Source organism: Nocardia anaemiae NBRC 100462 (genome assembly GCF_001612725.1).
GTDB classification, from domain to species: domain Bacteria; phylum Actinomycetota; class Actinomycetes; order Mycobacteriales; family Mycobacteriaceae; genus Nocardia; species Nocardia anaemiae.
This window is the reverse complement of the sequence record NZ_BDAZ01000008.1, coordinates 166,996-193,178: the sequence shown is the minus strand read 5'-3', so window position 1 is coordinate 193,178 and position 26,183 is coordinate 166,996. Positions and strand designations below refer to the sequence as shown.

At 63.6% G+C, this 26,183-nt stretch carries 32 protein-coding genes; 22 read left to right on the top strand and 10 right to left on the bottom strand.

What is annotated here, in order from left to right; genetic code table 11:
• Positions 1-414: 414 nt before the first annotated feature.
• Genes NA5_RS06450 through NA5_RS06430 form a run of 5 tightly spaced genes read left to right on the top strand, consistent with a single transcriptional unit; the run spans position 415 to position 5,201 of the window.
• On the top strand, positions 415-1,620 hold the full coding sequence (locus NA5_RS06450; RefSeq protein ID WP_062982898.1) for a lipid-transfer protein: 1,206 nt from the start codon (positions 415-417) through the stop codon (positions 1,618-1,620).
• A 58-nt stretch (positions 1,621-1,678) separates the two neighbouring features.
• A complete protein-coding gene (locus NA5_RS06445) occupies positions 1,679-2,116 on the top strand; it encodes a type II toxin-antitoxin system Rv0910 family toxin (protein WP_062982896.1) in 438 nt (145 codons plus the stop codon).
• Between the two features lie 13 nt (positions 2,117-2,129).
• Positions 2,130-3,020 (top strand): MaoC/PaaZ C-terminal domain-containing protein, encoded by an 891-nt coding sequence (locus NA5_RS06440; protein WP_062982894.1) that lies wholly within the window; start codon positions 2,130-2,132, stop codon positions 3,018-3,020.
• Between the two features lie 12 nt (positions 3,021-3,032).
• Positions 3,033-3,911, top strand: a complete 879-nt coding sequence (locus tag NA5_RS06435) for an SDR family oxidoreductase (RefSeq protein WP_062982892.1) — start codon at positions 3,033-3,035, stop codon at positions 3,909-3,911.
• A 27-nt stretch (positions 3,912-3,938) separates the two neighbouring features.
• Positions 3,939-5,201 (top strand): acyl-CoA dehydrogenase family protein, encoded by a 1,263-nt coding sequence (locus NA5_RS06430; protein WP_062982890.1) that lies wholly within the window; start codon positions 3,939-3,941, stop codon positions 5,199-5,201.
• 58 nt (positions 5,202-5,259) lie between these two features.
• On the opposite strand, the gene ephH is transcribed toward NA5_RS06430, so the two are convergent.
• Positions 5,260-6,111: an epoxide hydrolase EphH gene (ephH, locus tag NA5_RS06425; protein WP_062982888.1), complete on the bottom strand. Its 852-nt coding sequence runs from the start codon at positions 6,109-6,111 to the stop codon at positions 5,260-5,262.
• Positions 6,112-6,175: 64 nt separating this feature from the next.
• Between ephH and NA5_RS06420 the strand changes: the two genes are divergently transcribed.
• Genes NA5_RS06420 through NA5_RS06410 form a run of 3 tightly spaced genes read left to right on the top strand, consistent with a single transcriptional unit; the run spans position 6,176 to position 7,986 of the window.
• Positions 6,176-6,991, top strand: a complete 816-nt coding sequence (locus tag NA5_RS06420; RefSeq protein ID WP_062982886.1) for an exodeoxyribonuclease III — start codon at positions 6,176-6,178, stop codon at positions 6,989-6,991.
• 36 nt (positions 6,992-7,027) lie between these two features.
• Entirely contained in the window at positions 7,028-7,510 is a 483-nt protein-coding gene (locus NA5_RS06415) for a guanyl-specific ribonuclease (RefSeq protein WP_062982883.1), read from the top strand.
• The gene (locus NA5_RS06410; protein ID WP_062982881.1) at positions 7,510-7,986 is read left to right on the top strand and encodes a barstar family protein; all 477 of its coding nucleotides are present in this window, start codon (positions 7,510-7,512) and stop codon (positions 7,984-7,986) included. Before NA5_RS06415 ends, NA5_RS06410 begins: the two co-directional genes overlap by 1 nt.
• Before the next feature lie 46 nt (positions 7,987-8,032).
• Here NA5_RS06410 and NA5_RS06405 read toward each other — a convergent pair whose 3' ends face one another.
• Positions 8,033-8,860 carry a TetR/AcrR family transcriptional regulator gene (locus tag NA5_RS06405; RefSeq protein ID WP_245672117.1) on the bottom strand — a complete coding sequence of 276 codons (828 nt, stop codon included), beginning with the start codon at positions 8,858-8,860 and terminating at the stop codon, positions 8,033-8,035.
• Positions 8,861-9,023: 163 nt separating this feature from the next.
• Between NA5_RS06405 and NA5_RS06400 the strand changes: the two genes are divergently transcribed.
• From NA5_RS06400 to NA5_RS40185, 8 genes are all read left to right on the top strand, one after another.
• Complete coding sequence (locus NA5_RS06400; protein WP_062983320.1) at positions 9,024-9,956, top strand: oxygenase MpaB family protein; 933 nt, start codon at positions 9,024-9,026, stop codon at positions 9,954-9,956.
• A gap of 94 nt (positions 9,957-10,050) precedes the next feature.
• The gene (gene trpS, locus NA5_RS06395) at positions 10,051-11,085 is read left to right on the top strand and encodes a tryptophan--tRNA ligase (protein WP_062982879.1); all 1,035 of its coding nucleotides are present in this window, start codon (positions 10,051-10,053) and stop codon (positions 11,083-11,085) included.
• Positions 11,086-11,151: 66 nt separating this feature from the next.
• A complete protein-coding gene (gene yhjD / locus NA5_RS06390) occupies positions 11,152-12,171 on the top strand; it encodes an inner membrane protein YhjD (protein ID WP_062982877.1) in 1,020 nt (339 codons plus the stop codon).
• Positions 12,172-12,262: 91 nt separating this feature from the next.
• Entirely contained in the window at positions 12,263-12,550 is a 288-nt protein-coding gene (locus tag NA5_RS06385) for a YbaB/EbfC family nucleoid-associated protein (protein WP_062982874.1), read from the top strand.
• A gap of 86 nt (positions 12,551-12,636) precedes the next feature.
• A complete protein-coding gene (locus NA5_RS06380) occupies positions 12,637-12,936 on the top strand; it encodes a hypothetical protein (RefSeq protein WP_062982873.1) in 300 nt (99 codons plus the stop codon).
• On the top strand, positions 12,933-14,165 hold the full coding sequence (locus tag NA5_RS06375) for a DUF6973 domain-containing protein (protein ID WP_157110257.1): 1,233 nt from the start codon (positions 12,933-12,935) through the stop codon (positions 14,163-14,165). The genes NA5_RS06380 and NA5_RS06375 overlap by 4 nt, the downstream gene beginning before the upstream one ends.
• 4 nt (positions 14,166-14,169) lie before the next feature.
• Positions 14,170-14,688, top strand: a complete 519-nt coding sequence (locus NA5_RS06370; protein WP_062982870.1) for a hypothetical protein — start codon at positions 14,170-14,172, stop codon at positions 14,686-14,688.
• A gap of 176 nt (positions 14,689-14,864) precedes the next feature.
• Positions 14,865-15,038 carry a hypothetical protein gene (locus NA5_RS40185; protein ID WP_157110256.1) on the top strand — a complete coding sequence of 58 codons (174 nt, stop codon included), beginning with the start codon at positions 14,865-14,867 and terminating at the stop codon, positions 15,036-15,038.
• A 527-nt stretch (positions 15,039-15,565) separates the two neighbouring features.
• Here the strand turns inward: NA5_RS40185 and NA5_RS06365 are convergent.
• From NA5_RS06365 to NA5_RS06340, 7 genes are read right to left on the bottom strand one after another with little or no spacing between them, the layout of a single operon-like run.
• Positions 15,566-16,870: a hypothetical protein gene (locus NA5_RS06365; protein ID WP_062982869.1), complete on the bottom strand. Its 1,305-nt coding sequence runs from the start codon at positions 16,868-16,870 to the stop codon at positions 15,566-15,568.
• Positions 16,867-17,172 (bottom strand): WXG100 family type VII secretion target, encoded by a 306-nt coding sequence (locus tag NA5_RS06360; protein WP_062982868.1) that lies wholly within the window; start codon positions 17,170-17,172, stop codon positions 16,867-16,869. The genes NA5_RS06365 and NA5_RS06360 overlap by 4 nt, the downstream gene beginning before the upstream one ends.
• On the bottom strand, positions 17,169-17,504 hold the full coding sequence (locus tag NA5_RS06355; protein ID WP_062982867.1) for a WXG100 family type VII secretion target: 336 nt from the start codon (positions 17,502-17,504) through the stop codon (positions 17,169-17,171). The genes NA5_RS06360 and NA5_RS06355 overlap by 4 nt, the downstream gene beginning before the upstream one ends.
• 49 nt (positions 17,505-17,553) lie before the next feature.
• Positions 17,554-17,790 carry a DUF397 domain-containing protein gene (locus tag NA5_RS43125; RefSeq protein WP_169811269.1) on the bottom strand — a complete coding sequence of 79 codons (237 nt, stop codon included), beginning with the start codon at positions 17,788-17,790 and terminating at the stop codon, positions 17,554-17,556.
• 36 nt (positions 17,791-17,826) lie between these two features.
• Complete coding sequence (locus NA5_RS40180; protein ID WP_307188865.1) at positions 17,827-18,009, bottom strand: DUF397 domain-containing protein; 183 nt, start codon at positions 18,007-18,009, stop codon at positions 17,827-17,829.
• Positions 18,010-18,043: 34 nt separating this feature from the next.
• The gene (locus NA5_RS06345; protein WP_062982866.1) at positions 18,044-18,247 is read right to left on the bottom strand and encodes a DUF397 domain-containing protein; all 204 of its coding nucleotides are present in this window, start codon (positions 18,245-18,247) and stop codon (positions 18,044-18,046) included.
• Entirely contained in the window at positions 18,244-19,122 is an 879-nt protein-coding gene (locus tag NA5_RS06340; RefSeq protein WP_062982864.1) for a helix-turn-helix domain-containing protein, read from the bottom strand. The genes NA5_RS06345 and NA5_RS06340 overlap by 4 nt, the downstream gene beginning before the upstream one ends.
• Before the next feature lie 360 nt (positions 19,123-19,482).
• Between NA5_RS06340 and NA5_RS06335 the strand changes: the two genes are divergently transcribed.
• From NA5_RS06335 to NA5_RS06320, 4 genes are read left to right on the top strand one after another with little or no spacing between them, the layout of a single operon-like run.
• Positions 19,483-19,857, top strand: a complete 375-nt coding sequence (locus NA5_RS06335; protein ID WP_063813220.1) for a hypothetical protein — start codon at positions 19,483-19,485, stop codon at positions 19,855-19,857.
• A complete protein-coding gene (locus NA5_RS39115; RefSeq protein WP_084483928.1) occupies positions 19,854-20,480 on the top strand; it encodes a DUF3558 domain-containing protein in 627 nt (208 codons plus the stop codon). The genes NA5_RS06335 and NA5_RS39115 overlap by 4 nt, the downstream gene beginning before the upstream one ends.
• A 2-nt stretch (positions 20,481-20,482) precedes the next feature.
• Positions 20,483-21,811 carry a hypothetical protein gene (locus NA5_RS06325; RefSeq protein WP_062982858.1) on the top strand — a complete coding sequence of 443 codons (1,329 nt, stop codon included), beginning with the start codon at positions 20,483-20,485 and terminating at the stop codon, positions 21,809-21,811.
• The gene (locus NA5_RS06320; RefSeq protein WP_062982856.1) at positions 21,808-22,518 is read left to right on the top strand and encodes an ESX secretion-associated protein EspG; all 711 of its coding nucleotides are present in this window, start codon (positions 21,808-21,810) and stop codon (positions 22,516-22,518) included. The genes NA5_RS06325 and NA5_RS06320 overlap by 4 nt, the downstream gene beginning before the upstream one ends.
• A gap of 120 nt (positions 22,519-22,638) precedes the next feature.
• Here the strand turns inward: NA5_RS06320 and NA5_RS06315 are convergent, their stop codons facing one another.
• Positions 22,639-23,913 (bottom strand): D-alanyl-D-alanine carboxypeptidase family protein, encoded by a 1,275-nt coding sequence (locus NA5_RS06315; protein WP_062982854.1) that lies wholly within the window; start codon positions 23,911-23,913, stop codon positions 22,639-22,641.
• Between the two features lie 125 nt (positions 23,914-24,038).
• On the opposite strand from NA5_RS06315, the gene NA5_RS06310 reads away from it, so the two are divergent.
• Positions 24,039-25,583, top strand: a complete 1,545-nt coding sequence (locus NA5_RS06310; RefSeq protein ID WP_062982853.1) for an MFS transporter — start codon at positions 24,039-24,041, stop codon at positions 25,581-25,583.
• Positions 25,573-26,178 (top strand): TetR family transcriptional regulator, encoded by a 606-nt coding sequence (locus tag NA5_RS06305; protein ID WP_062982851.1) that lies wholly within the window; start codon positions 25,573-25,575, stop codon positions 26,176-26,178. The genes NA5_RS06310 and NA5_RS06305 overlap by 11 nt, the downstream gene beginning before the upstream one ends.
• The last annotated feature ends 5 nt before the right edge of the window (positions 26,179-26,183 follow it).

Here is a 26,183-nt window from a genome sequence, read left to right as displayed (position 1 = left end):
GATCCTTGCTTGATCGCACCGAAGAGCGCGCTCACTCGGGACTGGCGAGCAGCATCTGGCGTCGATCATCTTCCTGCTGGTACCAGCGTCCGTATGCCCGGCGCGCGGCCGGTGGCGGACTCTGCCTGTCGCTTATCGCGTAGATCCCCGGCGCGTCGACTATCCGCGCTTCGTGCGCCTGCAGGCCAGAAGATTCACGATTACCCCTTGGTGGATGGCGCAATGTTCGCTCCCCACGGCATGTCGCTCCAGGGCGCACTGAGCTGGGAGTTCTCTCGTTTATGTGCCGGATTGCCTCGAACTATTGCAGGCTTACATACAGCTCTGTATGTTTGTTTCTGTTCGACTCGGTCCGTGCGGGCTGGTGAAGTCGGCGCATGGTCACACCGGGTCAGGTGCTACGTGAGGAGTTCGATGGCGAACAAGGTCTACGTCGTTGGCGTCGGCATGACGAAGTTCGAGAAGCCGGGCCGCCGTAAGAACGAGGACGGCAGCGCTTGGGACTACCCGGATATGGCGCGGGAATCGGGTACCAAAGCCCTGGCTGATGCCGGGATCGACTATCGCGAAGTCGAGCAGGCCTATGTCGGTTATGTCTACGGCGAATCCACCTCCGGGCAGCGCGCGGTCTACGAACTGGGGATGACCGGCATTCCGGTCGTCAATGTCAATAACAACTGCTCGACCGGGTCAACCGCGCTTTTCCTTGCGGCACAGGCGATTCGGGGTGGTCTGGCCGATTGCACGCTCGCCTTGGGCTTCGAGAAGATGCAGCCCGGCTCACTCGGTTCCACCTGGGACGATCGTGAACAGCCGATGGCCAAGCACGTCATGGCGCTCGCGGAGATCTCCGAGGTGCTTTTCCCGGTGGCGCCGTGGATGTTCGGCGCGGCCGGGCGCGAGCATATGAAGCAATACGGCACCACCGCGGAGCATTTCGCGAAGATCGGCTTCAAGAATCACAAACATTCGGTGAACAACCCGTATTCGCAGTTCCAGGACGCGTATTCGCTCGATGACATCCTGGCCTCGCGGATGATCTACGACCCGCTCACCAAGCTGCAGTGTTCGCCGACCTCGGACGGTTCGGGCGCGGTCGTGCTGGCCAGCGAGGAATTCGTGAATTCGCACGATCTCGCCGCTCAGGCGGTGGAGATCGTCGGCCAGGCGATGACCACCGACTTCGCCTCCACCTTCGACAACACCGCCAGGAACCTCATCGGCTATGACATGAATGTCCAAGCCGCACAGCAGGTTTACCAGCAGGCGGGCCTCGGTCCGGAGGACTTCCAGGTCATCGAGCTGCACGACTGCTTCTCCGCCAATGAACTGCTGCTCTACGAGGCCCTCGGGCTCTGCGGCGAGGGTGAGGCCGGAAAGCTGATCGACGACAACCAGACCACCTACGGCGGCAAGTGGGTGGTGAACCCCTCCGGCGGGTTGATCTCCAAGGGACATCCCCTGGGCGCAACGGGTTTGGCGCAGTGTTCCGAACTCACCTGGCAGCTGCGCGGTACCGCGGACAAGCGCCAGGTCGACAACGTCACCGCCGCGCTGCAGCACAATATCGGCCTCGGTGGCGCGGCTGTCGTCACGGCCTACCAGCGGGCCGACCGCTGAACGCTGCTCGGCGAAAGCCGTAATGCAGCAACAACATTCACTCGACGAGGAGTAATTCATGGGCCATATCGAAGCCACCAAGGACGTCAACGCCACTCCCGATGCGCTGTGGGCGGTCGTCTCCGACCCGCAGACCTGGGACAAGTGGTTCACCATTCACGAGCGCTTCATGGAGGAGCCGCCCGCCACCTTGGTCGAGGGGGCGAAGCTGGTCGCGAAGATCGTCATGCTCGGCATGGCGAACAAGCTGGAATGGACCGTCGTCGCGGTCGAGCAGCCGACCAAGCTCACCCTCGGCGGCACCGGCATGGCCGGGGTGAAGACCGAATTCACCTTCGATATCCGGCCCAAGGGCGATGGCGGCAGTACCATCCTGGTCTCGGGTGACTTCGAGGGCGCGCTGATCAAGGGCGCGCTCGGCAAGGCGGTCGAGAAGGACGGTCTGAAGCAGTTGGACCGGTCGCTCGAACAGCTCGACGCCCTGGCCTCGGCCTGAGAAGGAGCCGGTGATGACAGCGGAGACCGCTGCGGCCCGGCCGGTGGAATTCGACGACGCCGGACTCGAAACCTGGTGTGAGGATGAACATTTCGAGGTAACCCAGGAGCGGATCGCCGAATACGCCGCCGCGACCAACGATCCGATCGAGGCGCATCTGGCGGGCAAGGTGGCCTCGCCGATCTTCGGCATCGTCCCGGTATTCGAGGCCATGATGATGCCGGTGATCGATGTCGCGCCGATGGATATCTTCGGCCGAGTCGTGCACGGGGAGCAGGATTTCCACTTCCACCGCGCGATCCTGCCCGGAGACAAGCTGGTCTCGCGGGCCAAGGCGATCGGCTACGCCAGCCGTTCGAACGGAAGCACCATCACCATCCTCATCGAATGCCGTACCGAGGCAGGGGAATTGGTGAACGAGCAGTATCTGACCGCCTTCTTCCGCAATATCGACGCGGGCAAGACGGTCGGTGTCGCCGCTCCGGCGCACAAGTTCGACGATGACCTGCGGGTGCGGCAGCCGGTCGCCGTGGTGCCGCAGCATGTCGATCTCGACCAGACCTATCGCTATGCGCCCGCGTCCGGTGATCCGGTGCCGCTGCATCTGGACGAGCAGGTCGCCAAGGATGCGGGTCTGCCCGGGATCATCGCGCACGGCCTGTGCACCATGGCCTTCGCATCGTGGGCCGTGCTCACCGAGGTCGCGGGATCGGATGTCAACCGGCTGAAGCGATTCGCGGTGCGCTTCGCCAAGATGGTCTTCCCCGGTGACGACCTGGAGACCCGAATCTGGCGGGTCGGCTCGGAAAACGGGGTCACCACATACGCCTTCGAGACCGTCCGCGGCGAGGACGTCGTCCTGAGCGACGGTCTCGCCGAAGTCGCCGACGAACTACCACACTGAGGAGCCAGGTAAATGGGTGCATTGGAAGGACGGGTCGCCGTCATCACCGGCGCGGGTCGCGGCATCGGGCGTGAGCACGCGCTGCTGTTCGCCCGCGAAGGTGCGGCCGTCGTCGTGAACGACCTCGGCGGCAGCAATGCCGGTGAGGGTTCCGATGTCGGTCCGGCCCAGGAGGTCGTGAACGAGATCATCGCCGCGGGCGGTAAGGCGGTCGCCAACACCGATGACATCGCGAGCTGGCAGGGGGCGAGCAACGTTGTCGCCCAGGCCGTTTCGGAGCTGGGCGGCCTCGATATCGTGGTCAATAATGCGGGCATTCTGCGCGACGCCTTCATCGCGGGCATGGACGAGGCGCAGTGGGATGCGGTGATCGCCGTACATCTCAAGGGCCACGCCGCGGTACTGCATCACGCGGCCGCGTACTGGAAGGCGCAGAGCAAGGCGGGCAACCAGCCGAATGCCGCGGTGATCAATACCGCGTCGGCCTCCGGAACGACCATCCCGAATGCGGGTCAGGCCAACTATGGCGCGGCCAAGGCGGCAATCGCCGCGCTGACCCTCGTCGCGGCCGATGAGCTCGCGCGCTACGGCGTCCGGGTCAATGCCATCGCACCGATCGCGCGCACCCGGCTCACCCTGGCCACTCCCGGCATGGGCGAGATGATGGCCGCCGAGGCCGCGGCAATCGAGGACGGCGATTTCGACGCCTTCAGCCCGGCCAATATTTCTCCGCTGGTCGCCTACCTGGCCTCGGAAAAGTGCCCGATCACCGGCAAGGTCTTCGCGGTCCAGGGCGGCGCCATATCCGAGCTGGCAGGCTGGCATGACGTGAAGACGATCGAGACCGACGGGCCATGGCTCATCGACGATATCGCCGCTCGGCTGCCTTGATCTCGCGGGAACGTTAGGAGAACGAAGATGTTCGAATGGTCCGAGACCGACGAGATGATCCGCGAGGCGGTGCGCAACTTCATCGATAAGGAGGTCCGCCCGCACCTCGACGCACTGGAGAGCGGTGAACTCACCCCCTATCCGATTATTCGGAAGTTGTTCAGCGACTTCGGAATCGATGCGATGGGTGGGGAGGCGGTGCAGCGGCTGCTCGCCAAGGAGCGCAAGAAGGCGGCGGCGCTGGCCGCGGGCGAGCCGCTGCCGGAGAAGTCCGAAAAGTCTTCCGGCGGTAGCCCGTTCGCCGGTCAGGAGTCGCTGATGGCGGTGCTGATCGGAGAGTTGTCCGGCGTCTGCATGGGGCTGGTCACCGCGATGGGGGTCAGCATCGGTCTCGGTGCCACCACCATCCTCGCGCGCGGCACGCTCGCGCAGAAGGAGCGTTGGCTACCCGATATCGTCACGATGAAAAAGGTTGCGTCATGGGCGATTACCGAGCCCGACTCGGGGTCGGACGCATTCGGCGGTATGAAGACCTACGTCAAGCGCGACGGCGAGGACTACATCCTCAACGGTCAGAAGACATTCATCACGAATGGTCCGTTCGCCGATGTGATGATCGTCTACGCGAAGCTCGACGAGGGCGACGGCGGAGACAAGCGCGAGCGCAAGGTGCTCACCTTCGTCCTCGATAAGGGCATGGCAGGCCTCACCCAGGGCAAGCCGTTCAAGAAGATGGGCCTGCACGCCTCGCCGACCGGTGAATTGTTCTTCGACAATGTGCGTCTGGGCCGCGACCGGCTGCTCGGCGAGACCGAGGAGCACAAGGGCGGCGACGGCCGGGAAAGTGCCCGCTCCAGCTTCACCGCCGAACGCATCGGCGTCGCCTTCATGGCGCTCGGCATCATCAACGAATGTCACCGGCTCTGCCTGGACTACGCCAAGAGCCGCAAGCTGTGGGGTCAGGAGATCGGCCGCTTCCAACTGGTGCAGCTCAAGCTGGCCAAGATGGAGATCGCCCGGATCAATGTGCAGAACATGGTCTTCAATACCCTCGAGCGCGGCAAGGCGGGTAAGCCGCCCACCCTCGCCGAGGCCTCGGCCATGAAGCTCTACGCCTCAGAGGCAGCCACCGAGGTGGCCATGGACGCGGTCCAGCTCTTCGGCGGCAACGGTTACATGACCGAGTACCGCGTCGAGCAACTCGCCCGTGACGCCAAGTCCCTGATGATCTATGCGGGCAGCAATGAAATCCAGGTGACGCACATAGCCAAGGGACTGCTCGCCCAGTAACGCGAACTCTGCCGTTGGCACAGCACGTGCCTGACGGCGCACAGCATGTGCCGTGTTTTCAGACCGCGCGCAAGTGCTTGCGGCTGGCGTAGATATGTTCGGCTATCAGGGTCGCTATGCGGTCCGGAGCTTCGAGCATGGGGACGTGCCCGACACCATTGACCAGGATGCGGTCGGCGGAGTCGGGCAGTTCCTGCAGGAAGCGGCGGGCGTATACCCGGTTGGGGATGATCCGGTCGTATTCGGCCATCAGCAGGCGCACCGGGGTCGGAAGGTTCGACAGGTCTTCCAGGGCGGGAGCGCGTCCGGTGCCCAGGATGAACGGGAGCATGACATCGCAGTGCAGAGCGGCGGCGATCACGGCCGCGATATCGCGGCGCGAGACCGCGGCCGCGTTCTTGCTCAGCAACATCAGCGCGAAACGTTGCGCGATCGGATTGTTGATCGCGAATCCGCCGAGCCGCTTACCCACCTGGACGATCGGCACCAGCGCCAGGAATTTCGCGCCGACGCGGAACTGGAGGAGCGAGGGCGACCGCCAACCGCCCGCCGGTGCGATCGCGGTCAGGGTGCGGGCCCGGCCGCGACGGGCCAGTTCGAAGGCGACCCAGGCGCCGAGCGAATTACCAGCTATATGGCAGGTACGCCAACCGAGTTCGTCGAGTTGATCCTCGATCCGGTCGGCGAGTGCATGGACATCGGCGAACCAGCCCTCGATCGGTTCACCACCCCAGTGCCCGGCGAAGGCGGGGGCGAACACCTCGCAATGCGAGGAGAGCCGCAGCGCGACCTGTTCCCAACAGTGCGGCGAAAGCATGAACCCGTGCAGCAGCAGAACCGGATCACCAGATCCGATATGCAGCGCTTTGATCGGGGCGGGGGAGTTGGTGGTGCCTGACTTCATCGTCATTCACCCCTTCCTGGACTGCGATGTCCCGGGGGAGTTCGTCTGACCTGCATTGTACGGTCGTCGGGTGCCTTATATCATCTCGTCGATTAATGTGAATGGGGTCCGTGCGGCGACGGGCAAGACGGGCAAGGGGATGCTCAAGTGGCTGGCGGTCACCGAAGCCGACATCATCTGCCTGCAGGAGACCCGTGCAACCGATGAGCAGACCCGCGCCGCCCTCGCGCCCGCACTCGATGCGGGCTGGTACCTGACGCATGCGGAACCGGGAGCGAAGGGACGGGCCGGAGTCGGCATTCTGTCCCGGCGCGAACCGCGTGCCGTGCGTATCGGACTCGGCGGCTGGCAGAACGGAACCTGGCATCCCAGCGCCGAATTCGCCGGTACCGGACGCTATGTCGAGGCCGAATTCGATGAGTTGACCGTGGCCAGCGTGTACGTACATACCGGCGAGGCCGATACCCCGATGCAGGACGAGAAGTACCGCTTCCTCGACGAGATCGGCGCCCATATGCGCGCCCAGAACAGCGATTTCGTGATCTGCGGCGACTGGAATGTCGCGCACACCGAACTCGATATCAAGAACTGGAAGGGCAACCTGAAGAACTCCGGCTTCCTGCCGCAGGAGCGGGCCTGGATCGACGGCATGCTCGCCGCCGGATACGTGGACGTGGTGCGCAATCTGCATCCCGGTATCGCGGGCCCGTACAGCTGGTGGTCCTACCGCGGCCGCGCCTACGACAACGACGCGGGCTGGCGCATCGACTACCACTTGGCCCGCGGCGAGGTGGCCGGACGGGCGAAGCAGGCCGTGGTCGAACGCGCCGCCACCTACGCCGAGCGCTGGTCCGACCACGCCCCGGTGACGGTGCAATACCGATAGGGTTCGCGACATGGCAGTGCTGCAGATCGGGATCGCATGAATATTTCCTCGAAGCTGGTTCGCGCCTTCGCCGCGCTCGGTGTGGCCGTGCTGGCCCTGGTGATCGCACTGCTCGCATCGCGCGGCGGGGACAGCAAGCCGAGCGCCGCATCCGTCACCTCCACCACTCGCAGCGCCAGCGTGGCGGTTCCGGCGCGCGGCCCTGATGTGACCACAACCGCCACGGCGCGAGCCCCCGGCGTGCCGGACCGCGCCTACGCGACCCTGGTCGAAATCGATGCGGGCCGCTGGCCGGATTCGGCGAACGCGCCCGGCACCAAGGGCGGTGACCGCTGGATGAACCGCGCGGGCACCCTGCCCGCCAAGGATTCGGCGGGCAAAGCCATCACCTACCAGGAATGGGATGTGAACCCGAAGGAACGCAACCGTTCCCGCGACGCCGAACGCATCGTCACCGGCAGCGATGGTTCGGCCTGGTACACCGGCGATCACTACGAAACCTTCACGAGGATGCGCTGATGACAGTTCCGTTATCGCAGTTCCTTGCCCGCCCGGACGCCCCCGACGCGGCGGCTTCTGCCCCGTCCGCGGTGGTGGGTGCCCTCCCCGTCGACGCTCCGACACTCAGCGGCCTGCGCTACGACGCCCCCGTCGACTACGCGGTGCGTGAACTGCGCGGCCCCAAAATGCGTACCACCGCAGGAGTTTTCGACGAATTCGCGGCCGCGTTCCAATTCCCGTACTACTTCGGCGCGAATAAGGACGCCTTCGACGAATGTCTGCGCGATCTCGATGATTTCGTCGGCCCCGCCGCCGGATACGTTGCCGTGATCCGCGATTCGACCGATCTGCTGATCGATGAACTGGAAGAACGCGCCTGGTTCACCGATGCCATGCGCGAGGCCGCCGACTATTGGTCCCAAAAGGGTCTGGCCTTCCGAGTGGTACTCCAGGGCGAACCCTCCGATCCGGACATCATCCGCCTGAGTCCGTAGCGCCGAGGACAGTCGAATGGTGGGCTCTCGGGGAACAACCATTCGACTACCGTCGATGCGGTGCGAGGCGGCGGGCGAGGTCCTCGCCGAGCAGGACGAAGACGTCGGTGGTGTGGTTGATCAGTTCGTCGCGGGTGAGGGGGAGGCTGTTCTGTAGCCAGGCGGTGAGGGTTTGGATCAGGCCGCCGACCAGGTAGGTGGCGCGGAAGTCGATGGTGGGATCGGGATTCGGGTCGGTGATGCCGTAGAAGTCGATGCCTTCGGCGGCGACGATGCGGGCGAATACCCGCACCGTCTGGTCCGTGCGGGCGCGCAATTCCGGTGTCGCCATGCCCGCGACCAGCGCGACGTGCGCCTTGCGCGGATCATCGGTGAGCAGATGAATGCCAGCGGAGATCGCGGCATGCGCCTTGGCTCTGGTATCGGCGGGTGCGGTCTGCAGCGCACCGATGATCGCCCCGGCCAGTTCCTCCGCGATCCGATCGATGAGCGCGGCCAGCACCGCGTCGCGGCTGTCGAAGCTTTCGTAGTAGTAGCGCTCGTTCAGTCCGGCCTGCGCGCACAGCCCGGCGACGGTGAGCTTGGCGATGCCCTGGGTGCCGATGATCTCCAGTGCGGCATCGAGCAGTGCCGTGCGTCGCTGGGCGCGGCGCTCGTCGGCGGAGACGCCGCCGTAGGTTCGTTTCGCCGGGCCGCTCGTCGCCCGAGGGGATTCGCTGCGTGATGCAGGCTCGCTCGTCGCCCGAGGGGATTCGCTACGCGATCCAGACCCGCTCGTCGCCCGACCACGTCCCCTGACGGAATCGTTCCGCGATGCAGTTCCCTCGGTCGCCCGACCACCGCCCCTCACGGAATCGCTTCGCGATGCAGTCATGTGGCGATTCTGGCACGGCTGCGGTTCCGGTCGACCGGATCGCGGGCGCCGAGCACGGCCGCAATCTGGCATAGGGTATTGCCAGATCGTGAAGTCTGGTGGATTCTGTTGTCAGATGCTGTGCATTCCGATGACGGGGCACGCGCTCAACGAGGAGGCAGCGATGTCCGAGCCCGGCTACTTCGCAGATAATTCGATGGCCCGACGGGTCATGAGCAAGCGCGCGGTCGGTCTCACCTACGGCCAGCGTGCCCTGGTGATCGGCGCGGTCAATCCGCTGCTCTATGTCGGAACCGCCGAGAACACCGAGCATCGGATGACCCCGTACACGCGACTCGCGCTGACCGGCAAGCTCTTCGAGGCCGTCTTCCTCGGCAGCAAGGACGAGGCGGATCGCGCGCTCGCCTTCACCACCAAAAAGCACGCGAAGGTCGTCGGCGCACTGCCCGAGGACGCGGGCCCGCACCATCCGGCGGGCACCGGTTACTCCGCGCTCGACCCGCACCTGATGTACATGACCATGGCCTTCGCCTTCGACTCGGCGGAAGTGATGCACGATCTGCTGGTTCGCCCGCTGACCGATGGCGAACGCGAGGGTCTGTACCAGGACTATGTCCGCTGGGGCGAACTGTTCGGCATGCCACGCGAGGCCGCGCCCGGCAGCTACCCGCTGTTCCGCAAATCCTTCGACGACTACCTCGCCTCGGATGAGCTGTTCCTCACCGATGAGGCCCGGCTGGTCGGTTCGTATCTGGCCGGTCAGCGCGTGCCCTATCCGCAGCGCAAGCCGATGCGTCAGGTCGTCGACGCGTTCTACCTGCTGGTGCAGGGCAGTCTGCCGCCGCGCATCCGCGAGATGTACGGGATGCGCTGGGGGCTGCCCGAGCAACTCGCCTTCCGCGCGCTCGCCCAGGGCGTGCGCACCGCGCATATCGCACCGCCGCTGCTGCCGCCGGTATTGCGCGGGACGCTGGCCGGGCCGAGCGCGCCGGTCTACAAGCTGCTGTCCAAGCGGGAACGCGAACTGCACAGCACCGGCCGCCCGAGCATGCCCGGTGTCGACCCACGCAACTGGGCGGCGCGAAATTCCGCATGACCGCGGCGTGAGCGACGGGCCCGGAGGCGGTAGCGCGGCGCAACCACGGAGGGACCCGCGAAATTCCGCGTGACAGCCATGCGAAGATCGGGATATGTCCAGTCCTGCTCAGACGAACCCGGCCGCTGAACGCAAACAGCGGGTGCTGTCCGGGATCCAGCCCACCAGCGCGTCCTTCCATCTCGGCAACTACCTTGGGGCGCTGCAGTACTGGGTCACCATGCAGGACGACTACGACGCGCTCTACTTCATCCCGGATATGCACGCGATCACCGTGTCGCAGGATCCGAAGGAACTGCGCAGGCGCACCAAGGCGGCGGCCGCGCAGTTGCTCGCGCTTGGCATCGATCCGAAGCGCTCCACGCTCTTCGTGCAGAGCCAGGTGCCCGAGCATGCCGAGCTGACCTGGGTGCTCAGCTGCATCACCGGATTCGGCGAGGCCAGCCGGATGACCCAGTTCAAGGACAAGTCGGTCAAACAGGGTGCGGAGAACGCCAGCGTCGGACTGTTCACCTATCCGGTGCTGATGGCCGCGGACATCCTGCTCTACCGCGCGCATCAGGTGCCGGTCGGCGAGGATCAGCGTCAGCATCTGGAGCTGACCCGAAATCTCGCCCAGCGCTTCAACACTCGGTTCAAGAAGACCTTCGTGGTGCCGGAGGCGCATATCGTCAAGGGCACCGCCAAGATCTACGACCTGCAGGATCCGACCTCGAAGATGAGCAAGTCGGCCTCCACCGACGCCGGTCTGATCAACCTGCTCGACGATCCGAAGATCACCGCCAAGAAGATTCGCTCCGCGGTCACCGATACCGAGCGCGAAATCCGCTACGACCCGGAAACCAAGGCGGGTGTCAGCAACCTGCTGGTGATCTTGAGTTCGCTGAGCGGCACCCCGATCGTCACGCTGGAACGCGACTATGCCGGTAAGGGTTACGGCGATCTGAAGTCCGATGTCGCCGACGCGCTGGTCGAATTTGTCACCCCGCTGCGGGCGAAGGTGGAAGAGTATCTGGCAGATCAGGGCGAACTCGACCGCATCCTCGACTCAGGTGCCGAGCGGGCGCGCGAGATTGCGGGCAACACCCTGGCACAGGTTTACGACCGGGTGGGTTTTTTGGCTCGCTAGTCGGGGAATCCAGCTAGCGACCGCTTGCGGATCTACACCGCGGTCTCTGTTGAAGGGGCGTGACAGGTGCAGGTGATCGACAACATCAAGGCGTCGCTCGAACGTCGGATTCAGTCGCGGCCATGGCTGGATCACCTCATCCGCGCGGGCGGAAACTATCAGCGGCAACGCGGTGATTACTACGCCGCTGGGATCACGTATTTCACGGTGCTGTCGCTGTTTCCGCTGTTGATGGTCGCCTTCGCGGTCGCGGGCTTCGTGCTGTCGGGCCATCCGGATATGCTCACCGAGCTGCAGCACAAGATCATAGAGAACATTCCGGGGTCGCTCGGCGGCCAGCTCAATGATCTGATCGATCAGGCGGTCCGATCACGCGGCACGGTCGGCACGCTCGGTCTGCTCGTCGGTGTCTACACCGGACTCGGCTGGATGGCGAATCTGCGCGCGGCATTGACCGAACAGTGGGAACAGAAGACCCCGGAAGACAATTGGTTCCTCAACAAGCTTTCCGACCTCGGTGCCCTGATAGGTCTCGGTCTGGCCTTCATTGTCTCGATCGGTCTGTCCACGCTGGCGTCGAGCACCCTCGGCGCACGGCTGCTGCGCACATTCCGCCTGTCGGAGTTGCCGGGCGCTCGGCTGATCCTGGTGCTCATTTCGATACTGCTCGGCTTCCTCGCATCGTGGGCGGTATTCGTCTGGATCATCGCGCGCCTGCCGCGCGAGCCGGTCACCTTGCGCAGCGCCGCCCGAGCGGCGGCGATTGCCGCAGTGGTCTTCGAGCTCTTCAAATACGTCGCATCGTTCTACCTGCAGATGGTGCTGCACAGCCCCGCGGGCGCGGTATTCGGATCGATCATCGGCCTGATGGTGTTCAGCTACACCACCTATCGCATCATCCTGTTCGCAACCGCCTGGGCCGCAACAGCATCGGAAAACGAGATCGAAGCCGAAATCCCCCCACCTGCCCCCGCCGTAATCAAACCGCGCATGAGTGCGCCGGGGCTCTCCATGGGCACCAGCGCCGCCTCGTTCGGCGCGGGTGCCCTTGCGGCATTAGTCCTTTCGGGCCTGCGCCGCCGCTGAGCACGGAATAGTTTGTCGCTGTGAACCTGTGGGCGATAGAGTTCCGCTGTACATGGAAGAAGATCCGTGTGCGGATCGGGGTTGGGGAGTAATGGACGAGTACACCGAGCGTCGGGCAGCACACCTCAAACGATTGAACGCCGCGGTCTCCGAGGTGCGCGGGAGTTCGCGGTCGGCGGACGGTGGCGTGTATGTCGAAGCCGATGCTCGCGGAACGATCACGGCTCTCTACATCGAGCCCTATGCGCTGGAAGCGGGTGCTCGGCGGCTCGAGCTGCTGATCGCGGATCAGCACCGGATTGCGTACGCAAATGCCCAGGCTGAGGCCGAACGTATCTACACAGAGCTTAGCCAGAATGCGCCGACGCGGCGAAGTTAGCGGCAGCGGTCCGCAAATGCTGTAAATGAGTCTGTCGTACGCGACTTGCGAAGCGCGGCAAGTGAAATCGAAGGTGTGGTGATCCCGTGTTCGAGGTCGACCCGGTGAGGATGCGTAAGCTGGCGGCTGATGTGCGGGTCCACTCGGACACCATCGCCGGTAAGGCGCCGGTCGCGAAAGACAGCCGCGATGATGCGCGGAACAAACTGGAGGGTTCTTCAGCAGGGGTTCGCATCCAGGAGACGCTCGAGGCGCTGGACCGTGTCGTGGACTTTCATGTCGGCCGGATGCGAGATTTGGCTAGCGTAGTCGAGCAACAGGCCACGGCATTCGAGCAGCAGGATCAAGCCACCGCTACCCGCTTGCGCCAGGTGGGGGAGCGGTGAGCGGTCTTCACGAGGATCATCCCCTCACAGTTCCCCAGGTACTGGGTTGGAATTTCGGCCCCGCCCGTGATGTGGCATCGATCGTGAAGCGTGTGGCGGGTGAGATCGATTCGGAATTGGCTGACGCGGGTCGCAAGGTAGCGCAGTCATACGAATATTTCGAGGGCAAATCGGGCGATAGCGTGCGCGAGCGCGGCGAGCAGGACAAGAAGGATGGTTTCACGACCGTCGATGTCTACGAGGAGATGGCCAAGTCGATCAACTCGACTTGCGAGACCATCGAAGGGAAGATCGGAGAGATCCGAGGATGGCTCGGAGAGGTCGAGGATTCGGACTGGGATCTTTTCTGTGAACCAGACGGCGAAGTGCTTTCGCACCAATCGAATTGGGAGACAATGAAGGAGCATTGGTGGTCTCCCGCCACTGCTGTCGCCAACAAGGAGTTGGAGGAGTTCCGGCTGACCCAGGCGATTCGCCAAGCGCTGACCCGGATTCAGGAAGCTGATCTCACCGGGGCGGAGAACCTTGGACGGCTACTGGAGAAGTTGGCAGATTCAGTTAAGCAAGGTTTGGCTGGTACCCCGTCCGATCCAAGTCTCGCAAAGATACTCACTGACTACCAAACCGAGACGTCGAGTTCCAAACCGGTGATTTGGCCGTCGGATGGCGCACTGCTCGACGTTATTAGGATGGCAATACCGGACTTCAAGGCCACTCTGATGACCGAGGAGGAGTCCAGGGCTCTCGATAATCTCTACTCCAAGAAGGGGCTATCTGGCCTGCAGGATTTCTTCGCTATCACCTCGTTGGCGGAGGACGAAGCCAAGAAGCGGTATCCGACCTCATATCTAGACGGACAGGGTGACGCGTTCCGACACACGTACTGGAATGCGTTGATGACGCAGAAGTTCGGTGAGGATTGGACCCAGACCTACACCACGAGCCATGAAAAGATCGGCGGGAACCCGCCGCATCGCGAGGCTATGGATCTGTACAACAACGAACAAGGGCGAAAGATCGGCCTGGCGAATTCGAACGCGTCTGCCGAAGAGTTGGCGCAGAAGGTTAAGGAACACATCGACAATGGGCGAGCCGTCGTCCTCGGCAACCCTGCCGACCCGGCCACCGGCATCCGGAGTCGGCCGACAATCACTTGGAGCAACTCCGTGAGCGAGAGCGATACCGGTCAGCCTGCCGGAGTTGAGATTCCGTTGCCAGGGAAGAAATGATCATATGACTGGGCTGAAGTACGTACTGTTGGTCTCGGTTGCCGTGTCGGCCCTGAGCGCCTGCACCTCTTCCAGCGATCGCACCGACGATCAAACATGCACTGGCACATTTGATTTCAGTCCTCCACATGCGGAGCCGCTTGGATCGAACCAACGCTTCGATGCCGCGCTGCGCGAAGCTGCGAAGGGGGCGGACGGAGCCACGCTGATCGAGATAACCCGTACGGCCGGTTGGGCTGACGGCTGGGAACGGTTGGTGGAGGTGCGTGCGTCTACCGAAGTCGACGACCTCAACAAGAACGCGAATACGCCAGGTCAGTGTTGGAAGCATCTCCCCACAATGGATTACCGGGAGGGGCCGGAGCAGGGCTACTACTTGTTCGTCGACAAAGGCAAGCCGGTTCAGGTCGTCTCTTGGAGCGGAGATCGGAAGCCTCTCGAAGTACGCGACCGCGGCGCACTGACCGCCGAATCATTGCTCGTGCCTCGTCCAGGGCACGACAGACTGGAGCCGGCACCATAGGAGCCTATGTTGGTGAGGTCGCCACGTGGTCGAGTTCCGTAGCGGATTAGCTTCTGCGAAAGTGGCACAGCGGATTTATCGCGCGTAGATTCGCGTGGACCTTTCCTCCACTGATTAAGAGGACGATCAAACTGCCACTGGCACATTCGATTTCGGCTCTACCTTAGCTGAACCGCTTGGAGGCTTGGATCGACAAACGCTTCGATGCCGTACTGCGTGAGATGGCGAAAGGTGCGGATGGAGTCACGCTGATCGATATAACCCGTGCGGCCGGTTGGGGTGATGGCTGGAGCGGTTGGTGGGGGGTGCGTGTACCCACCGAAGTGGACGACCTCGACAAGAACGACTAGTTAGTCGTTGATATCGTCGGATTCGTAGTTGATGGCTAGGTCGGATGGGCGGGACGGCCATTCCGGTGTGGTGACTATCTGTCCGGTCCACGGATCTATTCTGAGAACCGGATATTCGGTTTGGCTGGACAGTCCATCGCGAGTCCACAGTAGAGAGGATTCGGAGTAAACCGCTGCCGGTGATCTTGCCGGTCGATCAGCGAGATGCAAGAGCCATCCGTTTCGGAGAGCAATTCTGGCGCCACCGGATTTGAAGAATACCGGTGAGAGTATTTCGGATGCTAGAATTTTTTCGGCATCCTCCCTCGGCCAATGAGGCACTTCGTGACGGTTGGGTGAGTTCTCCTTGCTGGTTCGCAAGGATAATTCGGCGTCATATCCGATGACTACTTTGAAGCCTGTATCGACAATGAGATCGACTTGGCTCGGGCGCCATTCGGTAGCTACGATACGGCCTCCCCTCAGTGGCAGGATAATCCATCTATCCTCGTGTTCTATGATTTCTCGCCGCATTGCTTCGCCTCCCGTCAGTGTTCCAGTGCATCATGGATATTTCCGATACTGTCTTCGGACGGGCTGCCGTCTGGTTTCTGTACGTGGACCTCACCGGTATCGAGATCGACGATTACGTCAGGGTTTCGATTGTTCCCGTCACCACGCCAAGCGCCTTGTGCTTTGATCTTATGGATGGCATCCTTCACTTCCTTCGGTGAAACCCCGTACTCGCTGGCGATTTTATTCACCTTCGACGTGTATGAGTTCGTAGTAAACGCGCCGCCAGCGGTATTGTGCCCGTTGATGTCGTCGGAGTCCGGATCATCGATTGTCGCTGTCATGCCGATGATGGCGGCGAGGGCGGCGATGGCTTTGTCGAGGTCGACGGTGGGGAGGGCGTGGAAGGCGTCGATGGTGCCGACGGCGCCCGCCGCGAGGCTGGTGAGGCCGATGACTCGGACCATTTGGCTGGCGCGGTAGGAGGTTTGGATCGCGTTGATGGTGAGGACAACGTCGGCGTCGATGGCGGCGGCTGCGGCGACGGCGGAGGAGCCGAGGCTGAACAGGAACGCGACACCAGCGGTGATGGCGATCAGGCTGACGGACAATTCCAGTGCGTTGATCGCGGTGGCGTTGTCTTTGCCGAGGGCGACAGTCGCGTCGTGATAGTCCTTGACCGGTGCGGCCATGTTCTGTGCGGCGGTAGCGACGGTTTCGGCGCCGGTTTTCAGCGTGGTGAAGTGGTCTTGGAGTAGTTGCCGGTTGGTGGCATCGTCCATGCCGTCGAACAGAGCCGAAATGGCGGAAATCCGGGCGGCGGCGCCGGTGATGGTTTCATGGTTGGCGAAGGTGTTCCAGGTGGTGTGGGCTTTGTCGAGTTTGGTGTGGTCTCCGTTGGGGAGTTTGCCGAATGCCGAGAGAACTTTGGCGACGAGTTTGTCCAGGAACTCCTTCAGGCCGCCGTGGTCGGTGAAACCGATTCCGTTGTCGGCCACCGACGATGGGACGCTGACCTTGTACTCGCCGACTTGGCTGACGTCGGGTCGCGGTGGGGCGGGGTTGCTTTTGTTGGCGGAGCCGTAGTGGTAGCCGTTGGCATACAGCACGGCGCCGAAGTTAGTGAGGGCGTTGGCCAGGCTGGAGGAGGCCTGCATGGTCTGCTGGGCGGATTTGTCGTACGCCTCGCCCCACTGTTTGCAGCCGGGGGCGTCTCCGGCCATCCCGGCGCATTCACCTTTTACTGCATCGTGGACCGGTTTGTCGGCCTTGCGGAGGTCGTCGGCGAGGTCGTGGCATTTCTTCGCGGCGTCGTAGTAGGTCTGCCAGTCGACGATCATGCCTGCCCCGACTGCAGCATCCGTCGGTTGACGTCGATGGCGCGGGTGTAGCGGCCATGCGCTTTCTGCGCGGCGTCACTCACGGCGGCGACGCCTTCGGCGAATTCTCTTGCGGCCGTGAGCCATTGGCTGTGGGCATCGGCATAAGCGCTGGCTGCCGCGGATTCCCAGCTGCCGCTGTGTAGTGCCGCGACCTTGTGGTCGAGCTCGTCGAGGTGATCGTGCAAGAACCCGGCCAGGCCATTGAGGCGCGACACGATCCGGTCGAGTTGGTCCAGGTCGACACTGAATTGGGAGCTCATGGCAGATCCAGGCTGGAGATACCGGACGCGTTGCCGGTGTCGGTACTCTTGTAGTTGGCTGCGGTGACGCCCAACTTTTCGGCAAGCGAAGTCAGCGCTTGCATGAGTTGTGCTCCACCGTCACGGGTTTCGGCCCAGCCGGTGGAGAATTCGTCGGCCGCGTCACCGGTCCAGTCCGAACCGAGTAGGGTCTCGACCTCGCGGGCAGCGGAATCGAGGGCCTGTTTCATGGTGTCGGCGATGTTGTAGACGTACTGGCCGATCGCCTGCACATCATCAGGCACAACAGAAAGATTCTGACCGGATCCATACTGCCCCCCGCTATCTCCCATTCGCAAAACGATAACGGCGCTCTGCCCCAGGCGTCCACACTGCTGTGGGCTATGTCGGTTGCCCGGCAGACGTCTGTCCATGTCGATTGGCCCTCGACCACATCGACGCCACTGTGAATAGCTGGTGTCCGGTCCGCTCGTGGCATCGCCACCTAGTAGTAAGTGAACACCAGTGCGGGGCCGGAGGGTTCTTCGAATCGCGAATGCCCACAAGGTTGTTCGGGAGGAAGGTGACCTCGAGGCAGTTCGAGCGGGCACCGCTAGGGCTGCTCTTGAACGACTTCACGTCCGAGAGCAGCCGCCATGAGGTGCCCCGCTGAGGTCAGCGGTCGAACTCTCCGCGAGTTGTCGCGGCGGTGAAGGCTGACCACTCGGCTGAGGTGAACACGAGGGCGGGGCCGGAGGGGTTCTTCGAATCGCGAACGCCCACAAGCTTGTTCGGGAGGAAGGTGACCTCGACGCAGTTCGACTGGGCACCGCTAGGGCTGCTCTTGAACGACTTCACGTCCGAGAGCAGCCGCCATGAGGTGCGCCTGAGATCAGCGGTCGAACTCTCCGCGAGTTGTCGCGGCGGTGAAGGCCGACCATTCGGCCGGGGTGAACACGAGGGCGGGGCCGGAGGGGTTCTTCGAATCGCGAACGCCGACAAGGGTGTTCGCGAGGAAGGCGACCTCAACGCAGTTCGAGCTGCCGCCGCTCCGGCTGCTCTTGAACCAGTCGGCACCGGCCAGATCGATGTTCACGTGTACTCCTTCGCCACCCGTCTGAGCAGAGCGCGGCTGGCGTCGGCGTCAATCGCACTGCGCCGCAGGCTCTCGTACGCATGATGATACCGCTGGATGGTGGCCGGTTTCGAAAGATACAAATCCCCCGCGAAGTTCTCCGTGAAGACCACCGGTGGCTCGAGCTCCCGGCCGTGTCTGTCCGTGCCGAACTCGAGGATGACGAACGGGCCGACCGCGTCCCCGAGCGGAAAACCAGCGCTGAACGGGAGAATACGAAGATTGATGTTGGGCCGAGTGCCGACATCGCAAAGGTACTTCAGTTGGGTCGCCATAACTTTCGGCCCGCCGACCATCCCACGCAGAACCGACTCCCGCAGGATCACCTCGAGCGTCGCGGGTTGATGCTTGCGGGTGATTCTCAGCTGCCGACGCATCCGCAACTGCACCCGACGTGCGTGCTCCTCGGCATTGTCGTCCGGATAGACGGATCGGATGAGCACACTGGCGTACGCCGGTGTCTGCAGCAATCCCGGCACCAGTTCGGACTCATAGGTGGTCAAACGCTGCGCCGATGCTTCCAATCCGACGAAGAAGTCGAAGTTCGCCGACATCAAGTCGCAGTACTCGCGCCACCAACTTTCCTTATTACCTTGTGCTGCAAGCACTTTCATCGCCTCGGTGTGGTCCGGGTCGAAGCCATAGATCGTGCACAGCGCCGCTAGATCCACCTCGCGCAGCTGTGCCACGGTGCCCTTCTCTATGCGCTGCAACGTGCTACCACTGCGCTCGATCAACGCCGCCGCTTGCGCGAGCGTGAATCCACATCCCTCCCGGCCGTCCCGCAGGTACTTCCCCAGCTGTCGCCGTGCCAGCGTCGATCCGTCCTCCGACATGCCCCGCCTCCCATCAGGTTTCACTGTTCGCATCAGGAGACCACGCGCGATCTCAGCTGGCGGCAACACTGCGGATTTCCATGCGATCAGGACATAACCCCAGGACAAATTGCATCCAGTGGCATCTTCGCAAGTCCGATCGGCACCTGCGCGTCCCCGGATCTGTGGGTCCCTACGACCCGCGATGAAGCCCTGTGGCGGGTACACGGCTGGATGAATGCTCGGGCAGGACGCGCCACGAGCGGCCTGAACCCGCAGGATCGGAACCAATCGAGAAGGTCGTTGTGTCCCAACGGAACCGATTGACCGTTTCACGCGTCCAGTACAGTAAGCGCACGAACAGCGAGGGAGGGATCGCCGATGGAAGTGGGACAATCGGCCGCAAATGCGCTGTATCAGCAGGCCACTGGGGGAACATTTCGGATGGAGGCGGACGCCGCACGGCGGTGCGCCGAGGTCTACACAAGGTTTGTTGAAACCACACTCGATCCGGAGATCAGGCGATCGACACGTTTGCACAAGCTCGAGGGATTCGGAGGCTTCGAGTCCGCCAAGCAGCTTCAAGACGGATTTTCCGGTAAGGCAGTGCAGATGACGGATGCTCTCAACGGGATGAAAGAGGCGGCATTGAAGATGGCGGCGGCTTATCTGCGAGCTGGTCAGTTGGTGGAGGAAGCCGACGCCATGTTCGCGAAGTCGATAATCACCGGCACTTCAGGAGCGCAGGCGTCATGATGAGAATTCGCCCCTTGCTGGCACTTCTGGCGTTAACCGCTATGCCACTCGCTGCGAGCTGTTCATCCAACAGCGACACCGCGCAGGACCAGGTCGGTTCAGGTCAAACTACGTCTTCCTCGGCTCCATCGGCTAGGCCGACACTGACCAATCCGAAGCTTCAGCCGCCGTCGCAGGACAACAAGTACACCGCCAGTACGGGACGCCCAAAGGTCGTGTTCGATCCCTGTACATGGATCAGCGACGACGCAGCTCGACGAGCTGGCTTCGATCCCGCATCCCGAGCGCGTGGCGACGATCTCGTGGCCGAGTACAGCTTTCTCACCTGCGACTTCCTCTCGACTTTGCGAACCTTGCAATTGAACTCAGGAAACGCGAGTTGGGAGGAAGACCTCGCGAAGGTTGGCTCGTACAGCGAGCCGATCACCGTGAACGGTCGCCAAGCCCTGCTGGTCCGTGATCCGCAAGTCAGTCGCAACTGTCAGATCGACTTGCGAACGAAGGTGGGATTCGTCCAGGTCGACGTCTATCTCACCGACCGCGCCCCCCAAAACCTCAACCCCTGCGACGGCATAACCGACATCGCCTCCACCATCGAACCGGAGATCGGCAAGGACAACTAACCATGACCGGCCCTCTCGACATCAACAATGTTCCTTCGGCGCTCGGTGCATTCGATTCGAGCCGCAAGCCGGACACCACCCAGCCGAGCACGCTTGCGCGGGGTCAGCAGCAGGGTGTGGAGCAGTATGAGACGAAACTGTCCGCAAGCGGCCAGGATTCGGCGTACATCACTCGGATGGAGCAGTTCGAAGGCATCACCCACGAGGAGATCTATACCCACGCGCAGCAGATGAGTCCGGGCATCATGCATCAGCAGGCCGATACCTGGATCAGTATTGCCACGGCGCTGAGCGGTGGGCTGCTGGGTGCGAATATCGCGATTCAGAAGGCATTGGCTTCGGGCATCGAGGGCGCCATGGCCGATGCGGCTCTTGCCGCGGCGCAGACGTTCTATCGGCAGGCAAGTGAGATCGAGCAGGTGATCAATGCCTGCGGGCACCGGATCAAGGGTGTGGCGTCGGCCGCCGAAGTGGTGAAGATGACGGTGCCGCCACCGTCCGCGGCGCAAGGCAGCAGAGGTTCGGCGACTTCGCTGGATCCCGCGCAGGTCATTATTTCCGCGATCGGCGCGGGACTTGCCGGGGCCGGTGACAGTCAGGAGGTCGCCTATCAGCGCGGCATCGAGGCGCTGCATCGCACCGCGATCGACACCATGAACAACAATTACAAACCGTCCTATGGCCCTGCCGGGTCCGGAGTCCCGACCTTTGTGCCGGTCACATCACCCGGTGGGGGCAATGAGGGCGGTCCGGGCGGAAGTACTGGGGGCAGCAGCGGCGGCACCACCGGAGCGGGCACCGGTAACACCGGCGGCGGCAACGGCGAGTCGAACGGTTCGGGGACACCCGGGACCGATCAGGGCACGGTGAACCCCACGAGTCTCGACTCGAATTCCACTACCGGACAACAACAGACGCAGTCCCCGACCACGGCCGCGAGCACCACCGCCACCTCGCCCGCCGCAACGACCACCACCCCGACGACTTCGGGACAGCCGGGCAGCCTCGGCACCTCCGGACCGGGCAGCGCATCCGGATTCGGCAACAGCACCACACCGGGCCCAGGCCGCAGCGTCACCGGCGTGCCGACAACCGGAAACGCCAGCAGTACAACGGCTTCCACTGCGTCGAGCGCGGCCAGCACCGGCCGCAACGGCATGTCGGGCATGTCGTCGCCCGGCGCGGGACGCAAATCGGGGGAGGACGAGTCGAGCCGCAAGGTCCCCGATTACCTGATCGGCCAGTACGAAGAACTGCTCGGTCCGGACGATCCCGCGGTTCCCCAGGCTATCGGTTCCGATGCGCCCGCGGCGAACGGTGAGCGCGGGTGAAGTTCGAGTTCACACCCGATGAGTTCATGCACATCTGGCGCGAGACCCGGTCTGATCGCTACCCCTTTCCGTTACGTCTGATCGCCTCGGTGCGCTGGGAGGACGAATTCGACCAGCTCACCCGCGAATTGGAACGCCGCATGCCGCTGCACGCCAACCCGGACCTCTCGGCGGCATTGCGGGTGGTGGCGGATCCGCGAATCGCATTGACACTCACCGGAACTCGACGACGCCCGCTGCGTGCGTTCGGCGCGATCGACGCCGACATCGGTGTCACCCTGGTGCAACGGCCGGGCCCCACCCCCGAGTTCGGCGGCAATGTCGTGCTCGAGGTCGGCACCGCCGCGATCGTGCCCGCGGTGTTCACCGCGGTGCTCGGCGACGTGCCGCCCGGAAAGCATCCGGCCGTCATCGAGGATATCCAATGCCTGGTCGATAATCTCGAGTCCTGGACCGGCCTGAAAGAGACGCCGTCCGACCAGATCTACCGCCTCCTGCGCGCTCGGCGCTCCGGTTCCGGAACCGTGGAAATCCTTCGCGGCCTACGCGATTCACAACCGGACCCACCCGAATACCTGAACTGGTTCGACATCGACGGCGACGGCCGCTACCACTACCGCCGCCAATACAACGAATTCCACATCACTCCCTGCGACCAGCACACGATCCGCCGGGAAATCACCCGGATGGCCCAACCGATCCTCTGATCCACCGCTCGAGCACCGGGGTCCCTCACGCTCGACCGCCAGAGAACCTCCGATTCGCCGCGCCCAGATATCACACTTCGCGCGGTGGATACTTGTTGGGCGCCGGAACTCCCGAAGAAACTATCGGTGGCGGTTGACGCGGCGAGCTCCGAAAAGCAGTGCGAGGACCAGAATTATGCCGCCCACCAGTAGTAGCATGCGGGTGCCCGCATGGTTCTCGGATTCATCGGCGGGCTCTGCCTCGTGGTCTTTCGGAGGCGGCGAGGCAAGTCCCACAGTGCCTTTCGTGGACTTAGCTTCGGGAAGCTTTCCTACGGTGGCGCTCTTCGGCAGCGCGAATCCGTAGTCGAGCAGACGCGCGGCCTGTTCCCACGGACGCAGCGGCAGCACATCGGCTTTCAGCAGCGTCACGACGAGGCGGCGGCCGTCGCGTTGGGCGGCGGCGACGAAGGTCTGTCTGGCGTCGTCGGTGTAACCGGTCTTGCCGCCGAGCGCACCGTCGTATTCGTAGAGCAGGTGGTTGTCGTTGGCGATGGGGAAGCCCGGATGGTCTTTGTCGTCAGGGTTTTTCGGGTCCTTGGGGTAGCCGGGAAAGTCGACTTGTTCGGTGTGGATGAGTTCGGCGAACAAGGGAATTGTCATCGCCTCGCGGAACAGCACCGACAGATCGTAGGCCGAGGTGCTCATGCCGGGACCGTCCAGACCGGACGGGCTCGCGGTGCGAGTATCCAAGGCGTACAACGACTTTGCCAGTTCGTTCATCTTCTGCACGGTAGCGGCGTCGCCGCCGAGCTGGGCGGCGATGGCGTGCGCGGCATCGTTGCCCGACGCCATGATCAGCGCCTGCATCAGCTGCCGGTTGGTGTAGCGGCCACCCGGACCGATGCCGACACGGGTGCCGTCGGCATTCGCGTCCTCCTGCGTCCCGGTGACGGTCTTGTTCAGGTCGAGATTGCGCAGCGCGATGGTCGCGAGCAGCACCTTGATCGTGCTGGCTGGCCGGTAGCGTCCGTGCGGGTCCTTGGCGGCGAGCACCTCACCGGTATCGAGATCCGATACCTGCCAGGCCGTTGCGGAAATGTCCTGCGGCACCGGCGGTGCGCCGCGCGGGATGACGACACCGCATTCACCCAGTCGTGAGCCGCCGACCGGCGGAATCGGCACGGCAAGCGGGGTCGGCGTCGGCTGTCCGGGTTCGGGGACCTCCGATTCGTCGATCGGATTGGGCGGCTTCGTCTTCTGCGGGCAACTGTCGGTATTCGGGGTGTTGAACGGCGTCGTCGTCGTGGTCGTCGGCGTCGCCTGCGAAACGGTCGCGGCAGGGCCCCAGGTCACGGCCGTAATGGCCAGCGCAGAACCGAGGCAGAGTGCGAGGAGGAGGTCCCGGGTGCTCATCGGCTGCGAGCCTACTGACCGGCCGCGTGGTGGGCCCGGAAGAGACACGGTTGGGTGAATATTGACAGAAACTACTAAATGAGAGCTACTATCAAAAAGTTGTAGCTCTCATTTTTGGAGGCGTTATGCAAACAGACTCGACTCGCCGCTGGTTGGCGCTGGGCGCGCTGGCCTTGGCGATGCTGACCATCGGCCTGGATATGACCGTGCTGACCGTCGCGCTGCCCACCCTCGCCGTCGACCTGAACGCGAATACCGGTGCGCTGCAGTGGTTCAGCAGCGCGTACACGCTGGCGCTCGCGGCCGTGATGCTGCCCGCGGGCGCGCTCGGCGACCGCTACGGCCGCAAAAAGCTGCTGCTCGGCGCGCTGGTGCTATTCGGAGCGGCCTCGCTGGCCTGCGCCTTCGCCAGCACCGCCGGTCAACTCATTGCGGCCCGCGTTGTCCTCGGCGTCGCGGCGGCGGTCATGACGCCGCTGTCGATGGCGGTGTTGCCGGTGCTGTTCCCGGATTCGGTCCAGCGGGCCAAGGCCATGAACATCTGGGTCACCTCGACCGCACTGGGCCTGCCGCTCGGTCCGATCCTCGGCGGCTGGCTGATCGATAACTTCTGGTGGGGTTCGGTATTCCTGATCAATGTCCCGATGGTGGTGCTCGGTGCGGCGGCCGTCGCGGCCCTGGTGCCGGAATCACGGAATCCGGATCAGCGGCCGATGGATCTGCCTGGCATCGCGCTGTCGATCCTCGGCATGGTCGGGGTCACCTACGGATTCATCCGGCTCGGTGATGAGGGCTGGGGCAATGGGCTCGGTTGGGGTGCGCTGCTCGGCGGCGTCGCGATCGTCGCGGTATTCATCGGGTGGCAGCGGCGCGCGAGCTTCCCGCTGGTGGATCTGGGCCTGTTCGGCAGCCGCGGGTTCCGCTGGGGCGCGGCCTTCACCGTGATCATCACCTTCGGCTTGTTCGGCCTGTTCTTCACCGTGCCGCAGTATTTTCAGGCGGTTCTCGGCGCGGATGCGCTCGGCAGCGGCGTGCGCCTGCTGCCGTTGATCGCCGGACTGCTGATCGGATCGCGGTTGGGTGATCGGTTGCAGCCGAAATTGGGACCGGCGCTGATGGTGGCGCTCGCCCTGACGGTGCTGGCACTCGGCCTGGGCTTGGGCGGGTTGACCGAACTGGGGACCTCGTACTGGTTCGTGGCCCTGTGGGTCGGGTTGACCGGTGCGGGCATGGGCCTCGGGCTGCCGGTGGGCATGGCAGTCGCGCTGGACGATCTCGAAGTCGCCCGTGCGGGCGTCGGCTCGGCGTTGGTGCAGGCGCTGCGTCAGGCGGCGGGCACCATCGCGGTGGCGCTGCTCGGCACCGTGCTGGCTACCGTTTACCGCGACGATCTCGGGGCGTTGGATGTCGATCCGATTCGCGACAGTGTGAATGCCGGTGTGGCCGTCGCGAAATCGACCGGCGACGCCGCCATGCTGGAACAGGTTCAGTCGGCGTTCGTCGGTGGGATGAGCGCGATGCTATGGGTGTGTGCGGCCATCTGCGCGGTGGCGGTGCCGCTCGCCCTGCGGGTGCTGCCGGGGCGGTCGACTGCCGCGCCACAACGCCAGGATGCGATACCGGACGCGCTGGTGCCCGTCGATGGGCCAGAATCGACACATGTCGGTTGAGCTGCCCGCGGACGGGACGGCCGCGCAGAGCCTGCGCGAGCGGAAGAAGGAACGGACCCGCCGGACGATTCGCGAAGAAGCGTTCCGGCTGTTCCGCGAGCAGGGCTATACCGAGACCACCATCGAGCAGATCGCCGCGGCGGCCGAGGTATCACCCAGCACCTTCTTCCGCTATTTCCCGACCAAGGAACAGTTGGTGCTTGCCGACGATCTCGATCCGCTGATGATCGACGCGATAAGGGCCCAGCCTCACGACATCGCGCCGTTGACCGCATTCCGCAATGCGACGGCGCAGGTGTTCGCGAACCTGCCCGCCGCCGAGCTGGCATTCGAGCAGGAGCGTCAGGCGCTGCTGTACCACGTGCCCGAGCTGCGCGCGGCCATCGGACTGGAACTGCAACGGGGCATCGACCTCATGGCGGGTCTGCTCGCCGACCATATGGGCCGGGATGCCGATGACTTCGAGATACGCGTGACCGCAGGCGCCATCGCGGGCGTCGCGCTCGGCATCGCGAGGTTCAATCCGCTGAATGCCGAGAACCTCAATCGCGCACTGGATTTCCTGGAGGCAGGGTTACCGCTCGGCAAGCAGTAGCGCTG